This window comes from Gordonia sp. NPDC003422, from assembly GCF_053588675.1.
Window position 1 is genome coordinate 26,466 of sequence record NZ_JBSFQL010000027.1, and the last position, 23,230, is coordinate 49,695.

At 66.7% G+C, this 23,230-nt stretch carries 13 protein-coding genes and 1 tRNA gene; 9 read left to right on the plus strand and 5 right to left on the minus strand.

The window, feature by feature from the left end; translation table 11 throughout:
- Positions 1 to 29: 29 nt before the first annotated feature.
- Together ACWDTF_RS20260 and acpS are read left to right on the plus strand one after the other, a co-directional pair.
- A complete protein-coding gene (locus ACWDTF_RS20260) occupies positions 30 to 9,260 on the plus strand; it encodes a fatty acid synthase subunit beta domain-containing protein (RefSeq protein WP_449754935.1) in 9,231 nt (3,076 codons plus the stop codon).
- Positions 9,257 to 9,649 (plus strand): holo-ACP synthase AcpS, encoded by a 393-nt coding sequence (acpS, locus tag ACWDTF_RS20265; RefSeq protein WP_240861684.1) that lies wholly within the window; start codon positions 9,257 to 9,259, stop codon positions 9,647 to 9,649. Before ACWDTF_RS20260 ends, acpS begins: the two co-directional genes overlap by 4 nt.
- 844 nt (positions 9,650 to 10,493) lie before the next feature.
- On the opposite strand, the gene ACWDTF_RS20270 is transcribed toward acpS, so the two are convergent.
- Entirely contained in the window at positions 10,494 to 11,048 is a 555-nt protein-coding gene (locus tag ACWDTF_RS20270; RefSeq protein ID WP_449754957.1) for a TetR/AcrR family transcriptional regulator, read from the minus strand.
- A gap of 146 nt (positions 11,049 to 11,194) precedes the next feature.
- Positions 11,195 to 11,683: a thioredoxin-dependent thiol peroxidase gene (bcp, locus tag ACWDTF_RS20275; RefSeq protein WP_240861679.1), complete on the minus strand. Its 489-nt coding sequence runs from the start codon at positions 11,681 to 11,683 to the stop codon at positions 11,195 to 11,197.
- 329 nt (positions 11,684 to 12,012) lie between these two features.
- On the opposite strand from bcp, the gene ACWDTF_RS20280 reads away from it, so the two are divergent.
- The 6 genes from ACWDTF_RS20280 to ACWDTF_RS20305 all read left to right on the plus strand — a co-directional run bounded on the left by ACWDTF_RS20280 (position 12,013) and on the right by ACWDTF_RS20305 (position 17,910).
- Positions 12,013 to 12,237, plus strand: coding sequence for a DUF3618 domain-containing protein (locus ACWDTF_RS20280; protein ID WP_240861677.1), 225 nt, complete (start codon positions 12,013 to 12,015; stop codon positions 12,235 to 12,237).
- 50 nt (positions 12,238 to 12,287) lie between these two features.
- Positions 12,288 to 13,442, plus strand: coding sequence for a L,D-transpeptidase (locus tag ACWDTF_RS20285; RefSeq protein WP_449754958.1), 1,155 nt, complete (start codon positions 12,288 to 12,290; stop codon positions 13,440 to 13,442).
- A gap of 65 nt (positions 13,443 to 13,507) precedes the next feature.
- Positions 13,508 to 13,580: transfer RNA gene (locus ACWDTF_RS20290), tRNA-Lys, on the plus strand.
- A 211-nt stretch (positions 13,581 to 13,791) separates the two neighbouring features.
- A complete protein-coding gene (locus ACWDTF_RS20295; protein WP_355276141.1) occupies positions 13,792 to 15,009 on the plus strand; it encodes a L,D-transpeptidase in 1,218 nt (405 codons plus the stop codon).
- A 185-nt stretch (positions 15,010 to 15,194) separates the two neighbouring features.
- A complete protein-coding gene (locus ACWDTF_RS20300) occupies positions 15,195 to 16,343 on the plus strand; it encodes an acyl-CoA dehydrogenase family protein (protein WP_240861671.1) in 1,149 nt (382 codons plus the stop codon).
- 61 nt (positions 16,344 to 16,404) lie between these two features.
- Positions 16,405 to 17,910: a DUF4185 domain-containing protein gene (locus ACWDTF_RS20305; protein ID WP_449754936.1), complete on the plus strand. Its 1,506-nt coding sequence runs from the start codon at positions 16,405 to 16,407 to the stop codon at positions 17,908 to 17,910.
- A 94-nt stretch (positions 17,911 to 18,004) separates the two neighbouring features.
- On the opposite strand, the gene ACWDTF_RS20310 is transcribed toward ACWDTF_RS20305, so the two are convergent.
- Genes ACWDTF_RS20310 through ACWDTF_RS20320 form a run of 3 tightly spaced genes read right to left on the minus strand, consistent with a single transcriptional unit; the run spans position 18,005 to position 22,185 of the window.
- Positions 18,005 to 20,056 (minus strand): neutral/alkaline ceramidase, encoded by a 2,052-nt coding sequence (locus ACWDTF_RS20310; protein ID WP_240861667.1) that lies wholly within the window; start codon positions 20,054 to 20,056, stop codon positions 18,005 to 18,007.
- Entirely contained in the window at positions 20,040 to 20,693 is a 654-nt protein-coding gene (locus ACWDTF_RS20315) for a TetR/AcrR family transcriptional regulator (protein WP_240861664.1), read from the minus strand. The genes ACWDTF_RS20310 and ACWDTF_RS20315 overlap by 17 nt, the downstream gene beginning before the upstream one ends.
- Positions 20,694 to 20,709: 16 nt before the next feature.
- Complete coding sequence (locus ACWDTF_RS20320; RefSeq protein WP_240861662.1) at positions 20,710 to 22,185, minus strand: flavin monoamine oxidase family protein; 1,476 nt, start codon at positions 22,183 to 22,185, stop codon at positions 20,710 to 20,712.
- Positions 22,186 to 22,387: 202 nt separating this feature from the next.
- On the opposite strand from ACWDTF_RS20320, the gene ACWDTF_RS20325 reads away from it, so the two are divergent.
- The gene (locus ACWDTF_RS20325) at positions 22,388 to 23,230 is read left to right on the plus strand and encodes an SDR family oxidoreductase (protein WP_240861659.1); all 843 of its coding nucleotides are present in this window, start codon (positions 22,388 to 22,390) and stop codon (positions 23,228 to 23,230) included.

Here is a 23,230-nt window from a genome sequence, read left to right on the forward strand (position 1 = left end):
GCATCACCGCCGACCACAGAGGAGACCTCGTGACCGTCGACCAATTCCGCACCGGCACCAAAGGCGCAGCTTCCGCAGAGCGCCCTTCGACCACCCTCATCGACCGGCTGTCCGCCGGTGAGCCGTACGCCATCAGCTTCGGTGGTCAGGGAGGTCCGTGGCTGCCGACACTTGCCGAACTGGTTGTCGACGCCGACCTCGAGCATCGGGTCGCCAAGATCGTCGAGGCGGCAGAACGTCTCGTCGAGCCGGTGGCCGACCAGATCACCGTCGCGCGTTCCGAGGGCTTCCACCCGTTGACCTGGGTGCGCGCGCTCGACGCGGGTGAGGCCACACCGTCGGAGGTGGCGCTTGCGGACTTCACCCTGTCCGGTCCGGGCGTGCTGCTGACCCAGATCGCGGCGATCGAGGCACTGAAGAAGCAGGGTCTGGACACCGCGGCCATCGCGCCGCGTTCCGTCGTCGGACACTCGCAGGGTTCCATCGCGGTCGACGCGGTCGCCATGAACGGTCGCGGAGCCGAATCCGGTGAGGGTCTGCTGCTGGCCGTCGCGCAGCTCATCGGTGCTGCGGGCTCGCTGATCGCTCGACGCCGCGGCCTCGGCGTTGCCACCGAGGGCACCCCGATGCTCGCGATCACCAACATCTCGCCGGCCCGGATCGAAGAGATCCTGGTCGAGTATCGCGCCGGACTGGCTGCGCCCGAGCAGTCCACGGCGCCCGTCGTCTCGATTCGCAACAGCCGCAGCGCGGTGGTGCTGTCCGGTGCGCCGCGGCACCTCGCCGCGTTCACCGCGCTGTGTGAGCGCATCGCCGCGCAGGAAGCCGACGAGCGCAAGCGCAAGGTGACCGGCGGCGAACCGTTTGCGCCGAAGTTCGATCACCTTCAGGTGTCGGTGGCCTTCCACCATCCGGGGATGGCCGACGCCGTTGAGCTGGTGGGCGACTGGGCGGTCGAATGCGGCATCGACCGCGACCTCGCGACCCGGCATGCCGCGAGCATTCTCGTCGAGCCGGTGGACTGGGTGTCGACCGTCGACGGTGTGGTGGCCGACGGTGCCGCCTGGATTCTCGACTTCGGTCCCAGTGACCTCGCGACTCGGTTGACCTCCGCGCTGGTGCGCGGGCAGGGCGTCGGCCTGGTGCCGGCCGCGCTGCGCGTCGGCCAGCGCAACCTGTTCAGCCCCGGCGGTGTTCCCGAGGTCGCCGCGCCCTGGACCTCCTTCGCGCCGACCCTCGCCGAGCTGCCCGACGGCCGCAAGGTGGTCGAGACCGCATTCACCCGACTCACCGGCCGTTCGCCGATGCTGCTGGCGGGCATGACGCCGACCACGGTCGACCCGGCAATCGTCGCCGCAGCGGCCAATGCCGGCCACTGGGCCGAACTCGCCGGTGGTGGCCAGGTCACCGAGGACATCTTCAGCCGCAACATCGCCAAGCTGACCGATCTCCTCGAGCCCGGCCGCGAAGCACAGTTCAACGCGCTGTTCCTCGACCCGTACCTGTGGAAACTGCAGCTCGGCGGCAAGCGTCTGGTGCAGAAGGCCCGCGCGCAGGGCGCACCGATCGACGGTGTGATCGTCTCTGCCGGTATCCCCGAACTCGAGGACGCCGTGGCGCTCGTCGACGAATTCGTCGAGGCGGGACTGCGTTTCGTGGCGTTCAAGCCCGGCACCGTCGAGCAGATCCGCTCGGTCGTGCGGATCGCCGCCGAAGTTCCGCACCACCCGGTCATCGTGCAGATCGAGGGTGGACGCGCGGGCGGCCACCACTCGTGGGAGGACCTCGACGACCTGCTGCTCGCCACTTACGGCGAACTTCGTGCGCGCCCCAACGTCGTCGTCTGTGTCGGCGGCGGTATCGGAACCCCGGAGCGGGCCAGCGAATACCTGACCGGTGAGTGGTCGAAGGCCTACGGGTATCCGACGATGCCGATGGACGGCATCCTGATCGGAACCGCGGCCATGGCGACGCTCGAGGCGACCACCACGCCCGAGGTCAAGCAGCTGCTCGTCGACACCGAGGGCTGCGACGCCTGGATCGGTGCCGGCCGCGCGAACGCTGGAATGGCTTCGGGCCGTTCGCAACTCGGTGCCGACATCCACGAGGTCGACAACACGGCCTCGCAGTGCGGCCGGCTGCTCGACGAGGTCGCCGGGGACGCCGATGCGGTCGCGCAGCGACGTGACGAGATCATCGCCGCGATGGTCGACACCGCCAAGCCCTACTTCGGCGACGTGCCCGACATGACCTACCGCGCATGGCTCGACCGCTACGCCCAACTCGCCGTCGGCGACGCGTCTGCCGACCGTCTGCCCTGGGCCGACATCACCTGGCAGCAGCGGTTCATCGACATGCTGCAGCGCACCGAGGCGCGGATGAATCCGCAAGACACCGGCGAGATCCCGACGATGTTCGCCGAGCCTTCCTCCTCCGACGATCCGCATGCAGCGATCGACGCGCTGGGCAGTGTGTACCCGTCGATCGACACCGACATCCTGCACCCGGCCGACGTGGCGTTCTTCCTCGAACTGTGCCGCACCCCCGGCAAGCCGGTGAACTTCGTTCCCGTCATCGACAAGGACGTTCGTCGTTGGTGGCGCAGCGACTCCCTGTGGCAGGCACACGATCCCCGCTACGGCGCCGACGCCGTCTGCATCATCCCCGGCCCGGTCGCGGTGGCCGGTATCACCCGGGTCGACGAGCCGGTCGGCGAACTGCTCGACCGCTTCGAGGCGCAGGTCGTGGCCGATTTGAGTGCCATCGGCGTATCGCCGGTCGGCGTGGATGCGCGCAAGCGCGCCGGACTCGTGGAGTCCGCCGGTTCCCTGAGCGCCGTCATCGAGGCCGACGACGTCGACTGGGCCGGTCGAATCGTGCCGAACCCTGTTGTGCTGCTGGGGGATCGCGACAGCTGGTCGGTGGTGAGCGGTGATCGTGCCGAGCACGCACCCTCCGGTTCGGTCCTCGAGCGAGTCGACGAGAACCGATTCGACTTGGTGGTGCCGATCTCGCAGGCATCCGTCCGCATCCCGCTCCATGTCTCGCCGGCACTGCTCGACGGCGGCAACCCGCTCGTCGGACTGGACGAGGCGTCCGGTGCGATGCGCGAGATCCTCACCGTCGCCGCGGGTGGCGGCCTCGCCGACGTCGCCGATGGCGCGTCGGTGACCACCGTTGCCTGGCAGCCGGATTCGGTCGCCGACCACGCGGCTGTCACCGGCTTCTCGCTGCCGGCGAACCTCCGCCCGACCACCCCCACCGAGCCCGGCGGCTTCGCTGTGCCCGACACCCTGGTCGGCGCCTCCTGGCCCAGCGTCTTCAGTGTGATCGGTGCCGCGCGTACCGAATCCGGCGACCCCGTCGTCGAGGGGCTGCTCGACCTGGTGCACCTCGACCACGCCGTTGCGCTCATCGGAGCAATCCCGGCCGAACCGGCCGAACTGACGATCACCGCGCGTACCGGCGCCGTGCACGACACCGAGGTCGGCCGCGTTGTCGAGGTGTCGGTGAATGTCGCGGGCCCGGCCGGTCCGATCGCGACCCTCGAGGAGCGCTTCGCCATCCGCGGACGCCTGGGCGCTGACGAACTGACCGATCCCGCGCGTGCCGGCGGTGCCCTCTCCGACGAGCAGTCGGCGACGCGGAAGCTGTTGCGGCAGGCCAAGATCACCGCACCTGCCCGGATGCACGGCTTTGCCGTGGTGTCGGGCGACCGTAACCCGATCCACACCGACGCCTCGGCCGCCAAGCTGGCCGGCCTCGGCGAGCCGATCGTGCACGGCATGTGGCTGTCGGCGGCTGCACAGCAGGTCGTCACCGCGACCGACGCCAAGAATCCGATCCCGTCGCCGCGGCCGCTGATCGGCTGGACTGCGCGCTACCTGGGCATGGTCCGCACCGGTGACGTCATCACCGTCCGGGTCGATCGCGTCGGCCTCGACCATGGCCGCGAGGTCGTGGAGGTCAGCTGCAAGGTGGGCGACGACCTGGTCATGAGTGCGACCGGTCTGCTGGCCGCGCCGACGACCGTGTACGCCTTCCCGGGTCAGGGCATCCAGAGCAAGGGGATGGGCCTCGACGCCCGGTCCCGCTCGAAGGCGGCCCGCAAGATCTGGGACCGCGCCGACAAGCACACCCGCCAGGCACTCGGGTTCTCGATCCTCGCGGTGGTCCGCGACAACCCGACCACCCTGGTGGCCAATGGAACCACCTACAACCACCCCGACGGCGTGCTCTACCTGACCCAGTTCACGCAGGTCGCGATGGCGACCCTGGGTGTCGCACAGATCGCCGAACTCAAGGAGGCCGGTGGCTTCGTCGAGGGTGCGATCACCTGCGGCCACTCGGTGGGCGAGTACAACGCGCTGGCGGCATGTGCCGGCGTGCTCCCGCTGGAGGCCGTCCTGGAGGTCGTGTTCCAGCGTGGCGAGGCGATGCACCATCTGGTTCCGCGAGATGAGCTGGGACGCAGCGACTATCGGATGGCGGCGATCCGCCCGAGCCAGTTCGGTCTGGCCGACGACGAGGTCACCGACTTCGTCGCGGGCATCGGCGCCGAGATCGGCGAATTCCTCGAGGTCGTGAACCTGAATCTGCTGGGCTCGCAGTACGCGATCGCCGGCACGGTCCGTGGTCTCGAACATCTCGAGGCCGAGATCGACCGTCGCCGTGCCGAATTCGGCGGCAAGCGCTCGTTCATCCTGGTGCCCGGCATCGACGTCCCGTTCCACTCGACGGTGCTGCGTGCGGGTGTGCCGGAGTTCCGTTCGAAGCTCGAGGGTCTCCTGCCCGAGCACATCGATCCCGACATCCTGGTCGGTCGCTACATCCCGAACCTGGTTCCGCGCCTGTTCAATCTGGATCGCTCCTACATCGAGGAGATCGCCGCCCTGGTTCCCTCGGATCCGCTCGACGCGGTTCTCGCCGACTGGGACAGCTGGGCCGACAAGCCGAGTCAGCTTGTCCGCGTGGTGTTGATCGAGCTCCTGGCCTGGCAGTTCGCCAGCCCGGTGCGGTGGATCGAAACCCAGGAACTGCTGTTCGCCGGTCCCGAGCGCAGCGGCCTCGCGGTGCAGCGCTTTGTCGAGATCGGTCTCAAGGGCGCCCCGACGCTGGCCGGCCTGGCGTCGAACACGCTCAAGCTCGACGACTATGCCGCGGCAACCACCGAGGTGGTCAACGTCGAACGCGACAGCGACGTCATCCTGGCCAAGGACGCCGGGTCGGAGCCCGACGACGAGGACGACGCCGACGAGGCGCCTGCAGCCGAGGCGAGCGCCCCGGTCGAGTCGGCCCCCGCGGCTCCGGCCGCACCCGCCGCTCCGGCCGCACCCGCCGGCGGACCTCGCCCCGACGACATCACCTTCGGCCCCGCCGACGCGGTGAAGTCGGTGATCGCGCTGTGGACCAAGATGCGCGTCGACCAGATCGGTTCGGCCGACACCATCGAGGCGCTGTGTGACGGAGTGTCGTCGCGCCGCAACCAGTTGCTGCTCGACATCGGTGGCGAACTCGGACTCGGTGCCATCGACGGCGCTGCCGAGGCCGACATGGTCGCGCTCTCGTCCACGGTGTCGACGCTGGCCCGCGGCTACCGCCCGCTGGGTTCGGTGCTGACCGATGCTGTCTCCGACCAGGTCCGCAAGGTGCTCGGGCCAGTGGGCAAGCGGCAGAACTACATCACCGATCGCGTCACCAACACCTGGCAGCTCGGGCCCGGTTGGGCCTTGCACACCACCGTCGCACTCGCGCTGGGCACCCGTGACGGTGCCAGCGTGCGCGGCGAGGACCTGGGCAACCTGCTCGACGGTCCGCTGACGAGCCCGGATGCACTGGACGGTCTGATCGACCGGGCGGTTGCCGCGGTCGGTGCCACCAAGGGCATCTCGGTCAGCCTGCCCGCCGCCGAAAGCGGTGGCGGTGCAACGGTCGACGCGGCCGCGCTCGGTGAGTTCACCGAGCAGATCACCGGCCGTTCGGGGGCTCTCGCGTCGGCCGCCTACACGGTGCTCGAGAAGTTGGGGCTGGCCGAGGTGACCGATACCGCCGAGGCGGTCGAGGACGAGAACGCGGTGGTCGCGCAGCGCGTCAGCGCAGAGCTCGGCTCGGATTGGGCGCGCACCGTCGCGCCGGCCTTCGACGAGGCGAAAGTTGTTCTCGTCGACGATCGTTGGGCCACCAGCCGAGAGGATCTGGTTCGGATCTGGCTCACCGACGAGCTGGACCTCGACGTCGATTTCGAGCGAGTCGTCAATCGGTTCGAAGGCGCGGGCCACACGGTCGCGCAGCATGCCACCTGGTGGCAGGGCAAGGCGCTGGCCAACGGCAACGGCGTGCACGCACGGACCTTCGAGGCGATCGCCACGGCCGCCGAGAGCTCGGGCGTCGGAGCCTTCGCGGGTGAACTCGCGGTGGTGACCGGTGCGTCCAAGAACTCGATCGCGGCCGGTGTGGTCGCGGGTCTGCTCGCCGGTGGTGCGACGGTGATCGCCACCACCTCGCGGCTGGACTCTGACCGGCTCGGCTTCTACAAGAAGCTCTACCGGGAGAACGCTCGCTGTGGCGCGGCGCTGTGGGTCGCCCCGGCGAACATGGCGTCCTACACCGACGTCGACGACCTCGTCGAGTGGATCGGTGCCGAGCAGACCGAGAACCTCGGCGGCACAACGGCAGTGGTGAAGCCGGCGATGAAGCCGACGCTGCTCTTCCCGTTCGCGGCACCTCGGGTCGCCGGTGATCTGACCGACGCCGGTGGCCGGGCCGAACTGGAGATGAAGGTCCTGCTCTGGTCGGTCGAGCGGATGATCGCCGGACTGAGCGATCTGCACTCCGACCACGACATCGCCGCCCGACTGCACGTCGTGCTCCCGGGTTCGCCCAACCGCGGCATGTTCGGCGGTGACGGCGCGTACGGCGAGTCCAAGGCCGCGCTCGACGCTCTGGTGCAGCGCTGGTCGGCCGAAGAGTCGTGGGGCGCCAAGACCACGCTCGCGCACGCCCTCATCGGGTGGGTGCGCGGCACCGGTCTGATGGGACACAACGACGGGATGGTCACCGCAGTCGAAGCAGCAGGTGTGCGCACCTGGAGCACCGAGGAGATGGCCGGCGAGTTGCTCGGCCTGTGCACTCCGGAGAAGAAGGAGCAGGCGCGGTCGGCTGCGATCCTGGCCGACTTCACCGGCGGCCTGGACCCGGCGACGATCGATCTCAAGGCGCTGGCCGCGGTCGCGGCCGACGCCGCGGACACCGACGAGGAGGCCGACGCCGACGAGGTCGTGACCGTGGCTGCGCTACCGGCACCCGCACGTGCGCCAGAGGGTATGCGGCCGCAGTGGCCGACGCTGGATGCGCGACCGGAGGATCTGGTTGTCATCGTCGGTGCGGGTGAGCTCGGACCGTACGGTTCGGCACGCACCCGCTTCGAGATGGAGGTCGACGAGAAGCTCTCGGCGGCAGGCGTTCTCGAGCTCGCCTGGAACACCGGGCTGGTGCACTGGGACACCGCACCCAAGCCGGGTTGGTACGACACCGAGTCGGGTGACCCGGTGCCGGAGAGCGAGATCGCCGAGCGCTACCACGACGAGGTCGTCGCCCGTTGCGGCATCCGTCGCTACGCCGACGAGGGCGCGATGGTCGACAACACCTCGCCGCTGCTGACCTCGGTGTTCCTCGACGAGGACCTGACCTTCACGGTGAACTCGGAGGCCGAGGCGCGTGCGTTCGCGTCGGCGAATCCCGAGAAGACGCGAGTGGCGCAGAACGCCGACTCGGGCGACTGGCAGGTCACCCGCCTGGCCGGCACCGAGATCCGCGTTCCCCGTCAGTTCGCGCTCAGCCGCACGGTCGGCGGTCAGATCCCGACCGGCTTCGACCCCACCCGCTGGGGCGTGACGCCGGACATGGCGGAATCCATCGACCGGGTCGCGCTGTGGAATCTGGTGGCGACGGTCGACGCCTTCCTGTCGTCGGGCTTCACGCCGAGTGAACTGATGCGCTGGGTGCACCCCGGTCTCGTGGCCAACACGCAGGGCACCGGCATGGGCGGCATGACCTCCATGCGCGAGCTGTACATCAACACCTTGCTCGGTGAGGCGAAGGCCAACGACATCCTGCAGGAAGCCCTGCCGAATATCGTTGCGGCGCATGTCGTCCAGTCGTATGTCGGTAGCTACGGCGCGATGATCCACCCGGTCGCCGCTTGTGCGACCGCGGCGGTGTCGGTCGAGGAGGGCACCGACAAGATCCGTCTGGGCAAGGCGCTGTTCGCGGTCGCCGGTGGCTTCGACGATCTCGGCATCGAGGGGATCGTCGGATTCGGCGACATGTCCGCAACCGCGGAGTCGGCCAAGATGTCGGCGCGCGGGATCGACGATCGCCGGTTCTCCCGGGCCAACGATCGCCGACGCGGCGGCTTCGTCGAATCCGCCGGTGGCGGAACGATTCTGCTGGCTCGTGGCGACGTGGCCGCACAGATGGGCCTGCCGGTCCTCGGTGTGGTGGCCTGGGCCCAGAGCTTCGGCGACGGTGTCCACACCTCCATCCCGGCACCGGGTCTCGGTGCGCTGGGTGCCGCTCGTGGCGCGCAGAGCTCGCCCTTGGCCAACGCGCTGAATTCGCTGGGCGTCAGCGCCGACGACGTCGCGGTGGTGTCCAAGCACGACACATCCACGCGGGCAAACGATCCCAACGAGTCCGAGCTGCACGAGCGGCTGGCCGAGGCGATCGGTCGGGGTGATGGGGCACCGCTGTTCGTGGTGTCGCAGAAGTCGCTGACCGGTCACGCCAAGGGCGGCGCCGCGGCCTTCCAGCTGATCGGCCTGTGCCAGGTGCTCCGCGACGGCGTCATCCCGCCGAACCGCAGCCTCGATTGCGTCGACGACAAGATGCAGGAGTACCCGCACCTGGTGTGGGCGCGTGAGACGCTGCACCTCGGTGAGCGGTTCCCGCTCAAGGCCGGTCTGCTGACCAGCCTCGGCTTCGGTCACGTGTCGGGTCTCATCGCCGTCGTGCATCCGGAGGCGTTTGTCGCCACCCTCGACGAGGCCGACCGCGACGAGTACCGCCGCCGTGCCGCCGACCGGCTCCGCCTGGGCAACCAGCGCTTCCTGGAGTCGATGTGTGGGGGAGAGCCGGCTTATCGTCGGCCTGCCAACCGCCGGTTCGACGAGGCTGTCGACGAGCACGACGCCGAGGCCGGCCTGCTGCTCGATCCGGCAGTCCGCCTCGACGCGGCCGACACCTACGGCAACGTCCGGTGAGCGTGTTGGGAGTCGGGATCGACATCGTGTCGATCCCGGAGTTCGGCGAGCAACTGAAACAGCCCGGCACGACGTTCGCCGACCGGTTCACGGTCGGTGAGCGTCGGGACTCCTCCGCCGGAACCGGTGACGATGCACGCCATCTCGCGGCCCGGTGGGCGGCCAAGGAGGCCGTCGTGAAGGCGTGGTCGGTGAGCCGCTTCTCGCGCTCGCCGCTGTTGCCGCTCATCCGGCACAGCGACATCGAGGTGGTCACCGACAACTGGGGACGGCCGGCGATCCGCCTCGGCGGCGAGATCGGCGAACTGTTGGCCGAAGCCACTGTGCACGTGTCGTTGACCCACGACGGCGACACCGCCGCCGCGGTGGCGATCCTCGAGGGCAACTGATCCGAAGAGTTCGGTGGCTAGCGCTCTGACCTGCGCGTAAGCGTGCACCACCCCACCGCTCTCTGAGGTGCCCGAGGCGCCGGCCGAGGGATGCCTCGAAGGGCAGGCGAACGGGCCACGTCAGCGAGGCGCCGGACCACTGAAAGTAGGGGAAGGTTCTTCCCCTACTTTCTGCCCCTGCTTGTTGAGTCGTCCGCGAGAAAATTCGCGGGGAGGACTCCAGGGGTAGGGGACGAGTTTCTTCCCCCATTTTTCGTGGATCATCGTCGCCGCGTCGCGCTCCATAGCCCTCTTCCCGCCTCCACGATCGCCGCCGCAGGCGGCGGGTGCGTCGCTGACTCGAAGAGTTAGGTGACCGCCGCGCTGAACTGGGGAATGCAGCATGCAGCGGAGGCGCTCCGGGACACTCTGTGTCCTGTTGGAGAATCTGTGTGCTGCAGCACACAGGTGAGCCGATTCGGCACAGGGTGTGGCCTGAGGGCACCCAGGGCGCATCACCGAGCGGGTCGGGTGCGGCTTGGGCTTGTGTCTGGTCACGCCCCTGGTCGAGCGGCGAGAACTCGAGTTGAGTTGGAGAACGCGAGTGCTGCAGCACTCGCGTTCTCCAACTCGGCACCGGTTGTCGCGGTGTTGGCACGCGGAAGCTCCCAGCCGCATGGGTGGCCACGTTCTTCCCGCTTCCATGAGCGCCGCCGCGGGCGACGGGTGGATCGCTGATCCGACAAACTGGGTGACCACCGCGGCGACCTGCGGAAATCTGTACCTGGGAGGCTGGCCACGTGCACAGTGCACGTGGTCGGGTTGAGGCGTAGAGATATCCGACGGGGTTACTTCGCGTCGAACATCAAGCGTCGCTGGTGGATTCCTCGAGTAAGAGGTAGCCGGCGAGCATGCGCTTGAGTTCGGCGACCGTCTCGTCGTGGTCGTGACCGTCTTGGACCGAGAAGCTGAGCAGCGAATAGGCGGTGTGCACCAGAACCTGCGACATCATTTCGCGGCGTTCGCGCTGCGACGGGGTGAGTGGGGCGATGATGCGTGCCACTTGCTCGGCGAGGACACGTTCGTTCAGCGAGGCGGTTGCCCGGGTGGCCGGAGTGGATTGCACGGCGAGCCACACGGCGCGACGCGACGGATCGGTCCGCCAGAGGGCGGCGAGGTGGTCGAGGAACTTCTCCAGCAGACTCGGCCACTCGAGTGAGGGCACTTCGGTGGAGAAGGCGGTCAGCTCCTCACGCACGTCGACGGTGTCCTGCCGGTCGAGCTCGCACACGATCACGTACTTGTTCGCGAAGTACTGATAGAGAGTGCCGATCGGAACCTCGGCGCGCGTCGCGATCTCCTCGCAGGTGAGCGATTCGAAACCCACGTCGATGAGCAGATCTCGGGCGGCCACCAGCATCGCCTCGAACTTGCGTTTGCTGCGTTCCTGCGTGGGCCGCTTGCGGGGCGTTAGTGGCTGCGGAATTTCCCTGAGTCCGGACTCTCGGTGAACAGACCTCTTGCGAGAGACCTTGGAGGCGGACAACTCGGACATGTCGGGGCCGTCTACACCGACAGATCGCGCCGGAGTTTTGCGACGTGGCCGGTTGCCCGAACGTTGTACTGGGCCAGCGCGATGATGCCGTCCTCGTCGACCAGGAAGGTCGAACGGATCACACCGGTGACTGTCTTGCCGTACATCTTCTTCTCGCCGAACGCGCCCCACTCGGCGAGGACCTTCTTGTCCGGGTCGCTCAGCAACGGGAAGGTCAGACCCTCGGCGTCGACGAATTTCTGCAGTTTCGTTGGCTTGTCGGGGGAGATGCCGATGACGGCGATGCCGGAACCCTCCAGTTCGGCGAGGTTGTCGCGAAAATCACACGCCTGCTTGGTGCACCCCGGCGTCGACGCGGCGGGATAGAAGTACACGATGACCTTGCGACCGGCGTAGTCGGAGAGGGAGACCGGCGACTCTTGCGCGTCGGGCAAGGTGAATGCCGGTGCCTTGTCGCCCACGGCCAGCCGGTTGTTCCCCGTTTGGGTGCTAGCAGACATGAGGCCAGGCTAGTCGATGACCAGCGCCACACGGGGCGAGCGTAGCGACGGGGGATTGCACGGGGCGAGCGTAGCGACGGGGGATTGCACGGGGCGAGCGTAGCGACGGGGGGATTGCACGGGGCGAGCGTAGTGACGGGGGATTGCACGGGGCGAGCGTAGCGACGGGGGATTGCACGGGGCGAGCGTAGCGACGGGGAATTGCACGGCACGGGCGAGCGCAACGCGTCGATCGATGCCGTAGCATCTAAGCGTTGTCGTTCGTGCGGCCGGTTTTCCGGCGCCGACGGCCACAGTCATGGACGTCGAGACACTGCCGGGAGGGCCGCGTGGCCGGGGATACCGAACGTATCGAGCAGGAAATCGCGAAGGCTCGCGAGGACCTGGCCAGCACCCTGGACGCGCTGGCCGAGCGGACCAGTCCTCAGCGGCTGGCCGACGACGCCAAGACCACCGCCTTGGCCACTCTCAATCGTCCCGCGGTCAAGTACACGCTCGCCGGTGTCGGCGCACTGGTTCTCGTCCTCGTGATCCGCAAGGTAGTCGTCAGTTGAGCGCCGGTCGTCGCCGCTCTGTCCGCGGCGCGACCGCCGCAGTCTCCATCATCGCTCTGGTGTCCGTATTGTCTGGATGCTCAAGCGATCCCACGTATTCCGACGCGATCACCGATGCGCCGGCCGCGTCCACTCTGGGCCACCCCACCATTTCGGTCACCGGTTGGGGGCAGCGTCCGATGAAGGACGAAGCGGTCGGCGTGATGCCGGGAGCGCGAATCACGGTCACGCCGCACTTCGGCAATCTGACCTCTGTGGTGGTTTCCGGGCCCAACGGCAAGGTCGGGGGCCGCATCGCGCCCAACGGCGTCGACTGGGTCACCGATGAGGCCCTGGACTACGGCGCTCGGTACACGCTGACCGCAGCTGCCAGGGGCGTTGAAGGCGATGGCGCCCGGCAGGTGAAATTCAGCACCGCGTCGGCCGATTCCTTCGCATCGGTGTCCACGATCACCGGCGACGGTGAGAACGTCGGCGTCGGCCAGCCGGTGGTGATCAACTTCGATACCCCGGTGACCAACAAACTCAACGCGCAGCGTGCCATCTCGGTGACCACCAACCCACCTGTCGACGGTGCGTTCTACTGGGTCAACGACAGCATGCTGCGGTGGCGGCCGGAGCATTTCTGGGCGCCCGGAACCAAGGTGCGGGTCTCGGCACGGCTCAAGGGAATCGACCTGGGCGGCGGTGTGTTCGGCAGCAACGACCTCAACACCTCGTTCAAGGTAGGCCGGCGCTTTGTGGCGATCGCCGACGACAAGACCAAGATCATCACGGTGTACGTCAACAACAAGGTCGTCAAGACGATGCCGACCTCGATGGGCAAGGACTCGACGCCCACCAACAACGGCATCTACATCGTCGCCGAACGGGACCCGAGCGTGATCATGGACTCCTCGACCTACGGTGTCCCGGTCAGTTCGCCGGGTGGCTACCGTGAGGTGGTCTACGACGCGACCCGTATCTCCTTCAGCGGCATCTACGTTCACTCGGCGCCGTGGTCGCTCGGTGACCAGGGCAACTCGGACGTCAGCAACGGATGCCTCAACGTCAGTCCCGACAACGCCGAATGGTTCCTGAACCACGCGCTCCGGGGTGACATCGTGATCGCGAAAAACACTGTCGGGCCGCCGCTTCCGGGCGACGACGGACTCGGTGACTGGAACGTCCCGTGGTCGGTGTGGAAACGCGGGAACGCGAGCTGACCGGTCGTAGCAGGCGATTTCACTTCTGCGACGCGGGCATGTAAGGTTCCTTCTCGCAACGGCACGCGCCATTAGCTCAATTGGCAGAGCAGCTGACTCTTAATCAGCGGGTTCGGGGTTCGAGTCCCTGATGGCGCACTCCATGACAAGACGCCCCAAGATTTCGGGGCGTCTTGTCGCGTCTGTGCCGTACCCCACACGGCGCATCGGACGAATGGCCGACTCGGACAATTCGGATGTCCGGGGTTTCTCGTACAATCGGTGCGAGAGCGGCGCTGGTGGCCGTTTTTGTCAGTTGGCAGGGCGACTCCGGGTGGGCACCGGGTCGGTAGAGACAGGTTGGTAAACGATGGGGATCGGTCGAAGCCGGCGGACGTCGCTGGTGGTCAGTGGAGTGCTGCTCGCAGTGGTGGCCCTGTTGACGTCATGCACAACCAAGGACCCCTCATACTCCGACGACGTGTCGAGCTCGAGTCTGCTCGGGGACATGCTCGTACCCGGGCTGGCATTCAGCGGGATTGCCGACAAGCCGCTCGGTGACAAGTCCGTGGGCATCCAGCCGGGCGCACCGATCACCGTTCGCTCCAGCGAGGGCACGCTGACGAATGTGGTCATCAAGAAGTCCAACGGCCAGCCGGTGCGTGGCGAGTTCAGTGCGGATCGCACCGAGTGGGTCAGTGGCGAGGTGCTCGGCTTCAACCGGACCTACACCCTGCAGGCCAACGCGACCGGCGTGGGCGGCGCCAGCACCAAGCAGGTGTCCTTCACGACCAGCGCACCGAGCAACCTGACGCAGGCATACGTGACGCCGACCGCAGAGGATCGGGTGGTCGGCATCGGTCAGCCGGTCTCCGTGAAGTTCGACGAGCCGATCCCGGACCGGATGGCCGCGCAGCGTGCCATCAAGGTCACCGCAAATCCGCCCGTCGACGGCGCGTTCTACTGGATCAGCGACACCGAGGTTCGCTGGCGTCCGCAGCACTTCTGGAAGCCGGGCACCAAGGTGACGGTCGCGGTGAACACCGAGGGCATCGACCTCGGCAACGGACTGTTCGGGCAGCAGAACGTCAAGCGTCAGTTCACCATCGGCCGGTCGATGATCATCACCGCCGACGACAACAACAAGCAGGTCGTCGTCAGGCGCGACGGTCGGGTCGTCAAGACGATGCCCACCTCGATGGGTAAGCCCGGCGACGAGACCGACAACGGCTGGTATCTGGTCGCCGACAAGCACGACAACATCATCATGGATTCGTCCACCTACGGTGTGCCGGTGAACTCGTCGAACGGCTATCGCACGCCCGTGGACTACGCGACCCGGATGTCCTACAGCGGCATCTTCTTCCACTCGGCTCCGTGGTCGGTGTGGGCGCAGGGCAATACCAACACCAGCCACGGCTGCCTCAATCTGAGCCCCGACAACGCACTGTGGATCATGAACAACACCCTCAAGGGTGATCCGGTGCTGGTGAAGAACACCACCGGCGGCACCCTGCCCGGGACGGATGGCCTGGGTGACTGGAACATCAAGTGGGCCGAATGGAAGGCCGGTAACGCCAACGGCTGATTTCTCCACACAGAGACCTCACTTCTGGTCAGAGACCGTCGGGATTGCCGACGGTCCGTGACTCCAGGTGAGGTCTCTGTCGTCGGCGGGTGGGTCGGCCCGCTCCCGGCGCCCGGTGCAACTCTGCCACTCATCACTGTTACGATCGCGGCTGACAATAACGCCGACGATGAGGGTGTACAACCATGGCTGATCGCTCTTCCTGGGAAACCGACGACCTGACTGCTCTGCGTGATCTTGCCCGCAGCTTCTGCGAGAAGGAGATCAAGCCGAACATCGAGAAGTTCATCGAGCAGCATCACGTCGACCGGGACCTGTGGAACAAGGCAGGCGAACTCGGGCTGCTCTGTATGTCGATCCCCGAGGAGTACGGCGGTGGCGGCGGGACCTTCGCGCACGAGGCGGTGTTGATCGAGGAGCAGGCCCGGATCGTCGATTCATCGTGGGGCGGAAGCCTGCACAACGGGATCATCGCGCACTACCTGCTCGCATACGGCACCGAAGAGCAGAAGAAGACCTGGCTGCCGAAGATGGCCAGCGGCGAGGTGGTCGGTGCGATTGCGATGACCGAGCCCGGCACCGGGTCGGACCTGCAGAACGTCAAGACCAAGGCGATCCGTCAGGGCGACGAGTACGTGATCGACGGCTCCAAGACGTTCATCACCAACGGGGGACAGGCCGACCTCATCATCGTCGTGGCCAAGACCGACACCGCCGAGGGCGCGAAGGGGATCTCGCTGGTCCTCGTCGAAGCCGACCGTGAGGGATTCCGGCGTGGCCGCGTGCTCGACAAGGTGGGGCAGCGCGGGCAGGACACCTCGGAACTCTTCTTCGACGGTGTGCGGGTGCCGGTGTCGAACCTGTTGTCCGCCGATGGGCAGGAGGGCCAGGGATTCGTCCAGCTGATGCAGCAACTCCCGCAGGAACGGCTCATCATCGCGGTCGCCTCCGTCGCCGGCATGGAAACCGCAGTTGCCCAGACGATCACCTACACCAAGGAGCGCACCGCGTTCGGTCGCCCCATCTTCGGGTTCCAGAACACCAAGTTCAAACTTGCCGAGGCAGCTACCGAGACCCGCATTGCACGTGTGTTCGTCGACGACTGCATCACCAAGCACCTCGAGGGCAAGCTCGACATCCCGACCGTCGCGATGGCGAAGTGGTGGACCAGCGACCGGGCGATGGTGGTGGCCGACGAGTGTCTTCAGCTGTTCGGTGGATACGGCTACATGAACGAATACCCGATCTCTCGCATGTGGGCCGACGGCCGCGTGCAGAAGATCTACGCCGGTACCAACGAGATCATGAAGGAGATCATCGCTCGCACGCTCTGAGCGGCTGCGATGATAGATTCCTCGTGATCGCGTGCGGTGCGCGATCACGAGGAGGGGACCGATGGCCGGCGATTGGGTGTACCGCGGTCTTGCGCCGATCTGCGCCGCGATGCTGGTCGCGGGTACGGCGTCGGTGGTCGGTGCAAGCCAGGCGTCGGGCGCACCCGAACGGCAACTACCGAGCTCCGGATGTGAGAACGATCTGCCGCCCAAGCCCAAGGGTGGTCCGTTCGATCCGCGCAGCCTCATCCCCAAACTGCCCGACCGCATCGGTATACCGCTTCCGTACCCGCGGATTCTCCCGGTCCCGGAGCCGGCGCCGCAGGTGAAGCCGGTGCGGATTCCCTCGCAGCTGCCGCCGCACGATCCGTGTTCGGATCCGTGCCCTGACATCACCGATCCGAAGAAGCCCAAGCCCAATGGGCCGGCGCTGAGTATCGAGTTCCCGAAGATCACGCTCGACCCGCGCCCGATCAACATCCCGATTCCCGTACCCAACCCGAATCCGCCGACCTTCCCGCCACCACCACCGGCCAAGGCGCCCGGATTCGAAGCCGGACCGGTGGCCCCGAAACCGACCCCGCCGCGGGTGACACGGGTGAATTTCGTCTCCACGCTCACCGGCAAGGGCTCGACGAGTCGCACGGACAAGCGCTGGCAGATCCAGGGCACCGATCTCGGCATCATGTGGGAGTCCAAGCCGGGGCAGGTCGCGATCGTGTTCGGCGACACGTTCGGCAAGGGCTTCAAGCCGCCGGGCGCGAACGGCGGAGACTGGCGGAGCAACGTGCTCGGATTCTCCTCCGACACCCATCTCGCCGACGGTATGTCGATCGACACGATGGTGCAGGACAGCCGATGCCATGCCGTACAGGTGCTCGATTCGCGCCACATCAACTACTACGAGATGACGACGATCCCCACGTCCGGGTTCGCCATCGGTGACCGCCAGTACATGAGTTACATGTCGGTGCGGTGGTGGGCACCGCTTCCCGGGGTGTGGCTCACCAACTACGGCGGGCTGGCCTACTCCGACGATGGCGGGTCCACCTGGGTCAAGGATCGATATGCGCGGTGGGACAACATCTTCGGGACAAGCCAGTTCCAGGTCTCCTCGATGGTCCCGCACGGCGACTACGTCTACATGTTCGGCACGCCCAACTCGCGGATCGGATCGGTCGGTCTCGCGCGGGTGCTCAAGTCGGACGTTCTGAACAAGACCGCATACCAGTATTGGCGCGACGGCCGCTGGGTGCCCGCCCGCAACGGGAACGTCGCGTCGGTGCTGTTCTTCGGTGTCGCCGGTGAGTTGTCGGCACGCTTCGACGACGAGACCCAGCGGTGGCAGCTGAGCTACCTCGACGCGCTTCGCGGCTCCATCGTCCTGCGCAAGGCGCGTGCGCCGCAGGGGCTGTGGTCGGAGCCGACAGAGCTGGTGCATTCCCAGCGCTACGCCCAGCTCTACGGCGGATTCCTGCACCCGTGGTCGCGCGGCAACGATCTGTACTTCACCATGTCGACATGGGTGCAGTACAACGTGTCGCTCATGCGGGCGCGCGTGTACTGATCTCCACCTCGTTGACCGTGCGTCGAAATTCGTTGACCGTGCGTCGAAATGCCCAGTCAACGATTTGGGACGCACGCTCAACGGGATGCGGTGGTCAGCCGACGCGGAACTCTCTTGACACGCCACTGAATTCGTGGATCTTTCCCTGCGCGTCTTTGCTGTTTCCGAAGTAGCGCACGCGGTAGGTTCCCGAAACCTCGGCCGGGCTCTTCCAGGTGATACGCACCTTGGAGGTGTCCGACGAGCCCGCCGGCCTCGACCAATGGAATTCGGTGGACCAGTCGTTGTCGTCGGCGACGACCTGCCAGCGCAGACCGTCGCGCCGTTGGATCTCGAGATATGTTCGGCCATGCCGGAAATCGTTGTTGGGATGAGCTCCGACGAACTCGGCCGACACCAATTGGCCTGGCCGGTATCGATTTCGGGGCTGCGTGAGAACGTCGCCGTAGCGGTGTCCGGGAATCGGACGATCCGGCGGTACCGCAGGCAGAAGGTCGGGCTGCAGTCCCGCCTTGTCCAGCGGCGCGGGTCCGCGGCCCAGGGTGCGGCCGGACGCCATGGCCGCGGCGAGACGGGCGAACTCTTGCATGTAGGCCGACAGGGTCCACCGGCCGTACTGGGTTTCGCCGCCCTCGTACTGCTGGGCGTCGTACTCCTCCGGCGTGGTCACGTACTGGGTGTAGGCATTCGAATAGCCTTGGATCAGAACGTCATCGATGTCCACGTGCAGAGCGTCGGCGACGACTCGTCGTAGTCGCAGACCGGCGACGATGGTCACCTCGGCGGGAATCGCGACCAGGACGAGTTCACCGATGCGCATGATCTGCAGCGGCACCACGTGTGGAATCCACGGAGACGGCGGAAGCAGACCGAGGGGGAACAGCGTCAGCTTGGGTGCCTGCATGTCGCGCATCCACGGGGCGATCGGTGGGTGCTTGTCACCGCCGAAAGCTGTCACGAGCGGATTGGTGACACCCTCTTTCAGAAATCCCAGCTGCGAGTAGTAGTTGTCCTCGGTGCTTGTCGCGGCAGCGGCGGCGCCCATCATCGCCGGCGTGGTGCGTGCCGGCCGCCCTTCCGGGGTGAATGCCGGATTGATGCTGACTGCCGACATGTCGACGTAGCGCACCGCCGAATCGACGCCGCCGCGTCGCATACCCTGCGCTCCGGCGAACGCGACACGGCCCGCTTGATACTGGCGTTCGCCGATGATCGCGCAGTTGAGGCGGTTGTCGTCGGTGGGCCCGCTCGGACGCATCTTTCTCAGTTTGAGGTTGGGCGTCATGTCGCCCGAGTTGGTCTGTGGGAACGCTGCGACGATGCCGGGTTCGTCGCGCTCCCAGCGATAACTGGCATACCCCTTGTTGTCGCCGGCGATCAAGTGATTCTTGTCGGTCAGTGACGTGCCGTGGGTGGAGAACCAGGTGATCGCTCCGACGTCCTTGGCGCCCTGGCGGAATCGCAGGACCGTGACGGCGGGGTCGATGGCATGCGGGAAGTGGCGACGGTCGGCGCGGGGATTGAGGTCGAAGGCGACCTTGGACCGGTTGGCGCTCGCGTTGTGCAGTTCGGACCGACCGAGGCCGATGGAGCCGGGCGCGAGGTTCTCGTGCGCGCGCACGATCGCGTTGAACAGTCCGTCGAGTTCGGCTTGGTAGGAGTTCTTCTTGAACCCGTAGGCGGCCAGCGAGTAGGCGTAGTCCCAGGCCGTCCCGCCACAGGACGCATGGGTGTGCGTCGCATTGAGGTTGACGTTTCGTTCGGTGTACAGCGCGCCGAATCGCTTGCGCAACTTGGGCATCAGGCCCATGTGATGGGACTGGAACAGGCACGCGATGTCGGCGGTGAGGAAGACGATGCGTTCGCCGGTGGACTGGTCGACGACGATGTAGGCCCGGGCCCAACAGCGTTGGAGCAGCCCCTCGGCGACCTGATTGGCGTCGGAATAGCCCATCATTCCCTGACCGGCGATGGCGCCGGTCATGTCGGCGATTCCGCACCCGACCAGATAGTTCGTGCTGTCCTCGCGAGCGGGTGTGGCCCCGCTCGGTGTCGCGCTGACTGTGGTTCCCACGGCCAGCGCGACACCGCCCCCGACTGCGGACGCAGCTGTGGTCTGAAGTAGTTTTCTACGGCTGATGTCCATGTAGATCTCCCCCTGAGTCGACCTCGTCGACGATGTGTGTCATCAACAGTGATGTGGTCGCCATTGCGATCGTGTCGCAGACCGAACGGTCGCGAATGTTGAGGTAGGCGAGCGTGATTCCGTCCGTGGCGGCAACCACCAGTGGGGAGAGCTCGCGTACCGGACGGTCCCACGTCACGCCCGCCATTGCTGCGGCCGCCGCGAGGCCGTTCGCGATGGCGTCGTAGTACGAGTGATACATCTGGGCCCCGAACGCACGAAGGCCGTCGGTCTGGCGCGCGTACTGATTGAGCGCGATCATCGCCTGCTCGCGATCGGGATCGGCTTCCACACCGTCGATATAGGCCGTTAGCGCGCCACTCAACATCAGCCCGACGCCGCGTCGCCCACGCGACCCGACGGTTGCGCCCTGCCCGAGTGCAGATGCCATCGCCTCGAGTTCCATCTCGATGCCGCGGTGCACGAGCGCGGCGAGCAATGCCTCGCGCGAGTCGAAGACGTAGTGGAAGGTGGAGAGCGTGACACCCGCTTCGGCGCAGATTGCACGCGTCGTTGCGCCGTCGACGCCGTTACGAGCGATGACGTGAAAGGCAGAGTCCAGCAACAGTTCTCGTCGGGTCTCGACGGGCATTCTCATTGCTGGTGTCCTCCGGTCACAGGGCCCCGAGAACTTCGCGGGCCGCGCGCTTGCCGGAACGAACGGCACCGTCCATGTATCCGGTCCAATAGTCGGCGGTCTCGGTCCCTGCCCAGTGGATGGGGCCCACCGGAGCGCGCAGCGCCGGCCCGAATCGGGTGAGGGTACCCGGTGAACTCACCGCGACCGGACCACCACGAGACCAGGGCTCGAGATCCCATTTGAAGATGCCGTAGTCGATGAAGTCGCGTGCCTCCGGACCGAAGTAGTCGACGAAGTTCCCGATGCACTCGCGTACGATCTGGTGCGCGGGTGCACGGTCGAGGCGACGCATCGCATCCGCGGAGATGAACCCCATGAGGATGTGCCGGTCCTCGGCATAGCTCTCGAACGTGACGTCGATCGGTCGGCCGTCGCCATATACCTGGCCGGACAGGCCCTTCTCGCGCCAGAACGGTCGCCGATACAGCGCCGCGAACTTGCTCACCGCACCCATGTGGTAGCCGCGTGTCAATCCCACGCGGGACGCGGGAAGACCTGGGCGGTAATCGATCTGGTCGCTGATGGCCGGCGACATCGCGACGATGACCTTCCGTCCGCGGAAGGTGCCCGCGTCGCTGGTGACGGTCGCGATGCCGCCCGAGGTCGCGATCGTGCGGACCGGTGCGTTGTAGACCATGCGACGACCGAGTGCCTTGGCCATGCGCAACGGGATGAGCGCGGCACCACCCTCGAAGAGTTTCTCCTGCGCGCCGCCATCGGTGCTCAGGAGGCGAATCAGGGTGCCGGGATTGTTCTCGTCGCCGGAGGCCGCGATGTAGTTGAGGAAGTACAGAGCCGAGACCTCGTCGGGACGGACGGACAGCGGCGCCGACATCGCGACCTGCATCAGGTCGCGAGCGGTCTGCGTGCTGACCATCTGGTCGGTGTACTGCTTCCAGGTGAGCGAATCGAGGTGGCGGGCGTTCGGGTGTTTCCACGGTTCGCCGACCGGGAATCCGGCCAGGGCATCGGCCGACGCCCGCGCGAGTGCCGGCCCTGCCTCCCCGATGTCCGGAACGAGGGGAAGCGGCACCGCTGCGGACATGCGTTGTGCGCGTCCGTCATTGAAGAAGATGCTGTCGCCGACGTTGTAGGTGCGCAGGGTGCGGACGTCGTACTCGCGCGCGAGGGCGGCGATGTGGTTCTGCGTCGGTCCGATGAATTCCGCACCTGCGTCGAGCGTGGCGCCGAGTCGAGGCGACTTGATGTTGTGGACGCGGCCGCCCGGCCGATCGCGTGCCTCCAGGACGACGACCGACGCGCCGCCCTCGCTGAGTGTCTTGGCTGCGGCCAGGCCCGAGAGGCCGGCACCGACGACGATCGCGTCGACCACGCCGTCGCGGGGTGCCGCGTTGGCCGGGTGATGCCCGAGCGCGAGCACTCCCGCCGTGGTCCCCGCTACCGCAGCGCTGCCGGCAAGGAACTGGCGGCGCGACACATTGCTACTCATGAAACCCCCGTTCGTCGACGCACCCCTGCGTCGTGATCACGAAACGAAACTACCGGCGACATGTTTAGGTCATTTGACCTGAAGTTACGCCAAGGTAACGAGATGGCGGGGCGAATTGGCCGAAAACGGGGAAGACCAGAGCCGCACAGTCGGGCAGGATGACGGTGGCGGCGGGTATCTGATCGAGTGAAACGGAGCGAGCATGCAGCAGACGGCGATCATCACCGGGGGAACCGGCGGCATGGGATTGGCGACCGCAAGGATCATCGGCGTCGATCACCGGATCGTGCTCGCCGACGTCGACGGCGGCCGACTCGATCGCGCCGTGGACGAGTTGACCGCTGCCGGTATCGAGGCGTCGGGCACAGTGTGCGACATCACCGACCGTGCCTCGGTCGATGCGCTGATCGACGATGCCGAGCGGGGTGGTCACGTCCGCGCATTGATCCACACCGCGGGGGTGAGTCCACAGATGGGCGACGCCAGGTTCATCGCGCGAATCAACGCGGTGGGTACGGTCAACGTCGTCGAGTCCTATCTTCGGGTCGCGGGCGAAGGCGACGCGATCGTGAACGTCGCGTCGATCGCCGGCCATATGAGTCCGCGGCTTCTCCAGCCCACCCGCGCATTCCGGTTGGCACGCAAGGACGTTGGCGCGATGGAACGCAAGTTGGTGGGTAGCACCCGAGTCTTGCCTGCCTCCGCGCGCGCTGGTGCCGCGTACAGCACCAGCAAGGCCTTCGTGATCTGGTACACCCGCGAGATGGCCGCCGACTTCGGTGCGAAAGGTGCACGCATCGTGTCGGTGTCGCCGGGCAGCTTCGACACCGCGATGGGCAGGCTGGAAGAGAAGAGCGGGTCGGCCAAGCTCCTCGACTACGCGGCGCTCAAGCGATTCGGTAAACCCGACGAGGTCGCGGAGATCCTCGCCTTCGTGGCGAGCACGAAACCCGGGTATCTCACCGGCACCGACATCCTGGTGGATGGCGGCACCAAGGCGGGCCTCGACCTGAAGGGCATGATCGCGATGGCGCGCGGCAACTGA